Below are 1167 nucleotides of genomic sequence, written 5' to 3' on the forward strand. Positions count from 1 at the left end.
TGTGGGTCGACATGGCGCACTTCGCCGGTCTGGTCGCCGCCGGTCTGCACCCCTCGCCGGTGCCGTATGCCGACGTGGTGTCCTCCACCGTGCACAAGACCCTCGGTGGCCCCCGCTCGGGTCTGATCCTGGCCAAGCAGGAATTCGCCAAGAAGCTGAACTCGGCGGTGTTCCCGGGTCAGCAGGGTGGCCCGCTGATGCATGTGATCGCCGCCAAGGCCGCCGCGTTCAAGATCGCCGCGACGGAGGAGTTCAAGGACCGTCAGGTGCGCACCCTGTCGGGCTCCCGCATCCTGGCCGAGCGCCTGACCGGCGCCGACGTCAAGGACAAGGGCGTCTCGGTGCTCACCGGCGGTACCGATGTGCACCTGGTCCTGGTCGACCTGCGCAACTCCGAGCTCGACGGCCAGCAGGCCGAGGACCTCCTGCACGAGGTCGGTATCACGGTCAACCGCAACGCGGTCCCGTTCGACCCGCGCCCGCCGATGGTCACCTCCGGCCTGCGTATCGGCACCGCCGCCCTGGCCACGCGTGGCTTCGGCGACGCCGAGTTCACCGAGGTCGCCGACATCATCGCCGCCGCCCTGGCGGGCACCTCCGACACCGAGTCGCTGCGCGCCCGCGTCGCCAAGCTGGCCCAGAGCGTCCCGCTCTACCAGGGCCTGGAGGACTGGCGCCTGCTCGGCTGAGCCGATACCGACGAAACGCCCTCGGCGACCGGACTTCTCGGTTGCCGAGGGCGTTCGCCGTATTCAGGACCCGGTCGCGCGATCTTTCACATCGCGACGGCGCACGGCCGGAAGCAAGTAGCGCTCCGGGCGTTCGGGAACGGTGCTGTTGCCGAGGGCGAGCACCGGCATGATCACGCCGACCAGCCACACCGCCAGGAGCCACCGCAGCCGGGGATAGCGGCCCGTGTCGCGGTCGATGACGACGAGCCCGAACACGGCCTTGCCCAGGGTGGTGTGGGTGACCGCCTGGATCAGCACCCGATCGACGAACGAGGCGAGCAGGAAGAAGCCGACCACCATCGCCCAGTCGATCCGCAGGTTGCCCCAATCCTGCTGCTCCACCGCCTGTTCGCTCGCCGGATTCGCCAGCACACCGATCCCGACGCCGATCGCGACGTGCACGGTGACATCGAGAATGTAGGCGAGCGTGCGACGG

At 69.3% G+C, this 1167-nt stretch carries 1 protein-coding gene and 1 pseudogene; one reads left to right on the forward strand and one right to left on the reverse strand.

All coding sequences use genetic code 11. The features are described from left to right. Positions 1-689: pseudogene (locus ACWDVW_RS32630) on the forward strand (serine hydroxymethyltransferase); the annotation flags it as partial. Between the two features lie 63 nt (positions 690-752). Here the strand turns inward: ACWDVW_RS32630 and ACWDVW_RS32635 are convergent. Then, positions 753-1167 (reverse strand): RDD family protein (locus tag ACWDVW_RS32635; RefSeq protein ID WP_449956840.1); only part of this gene is annotated, 415 nt, incomplete at its 5' end.

Source organism: Micromonospora sp. NPDC003241, from assembly GCF_053589795.1.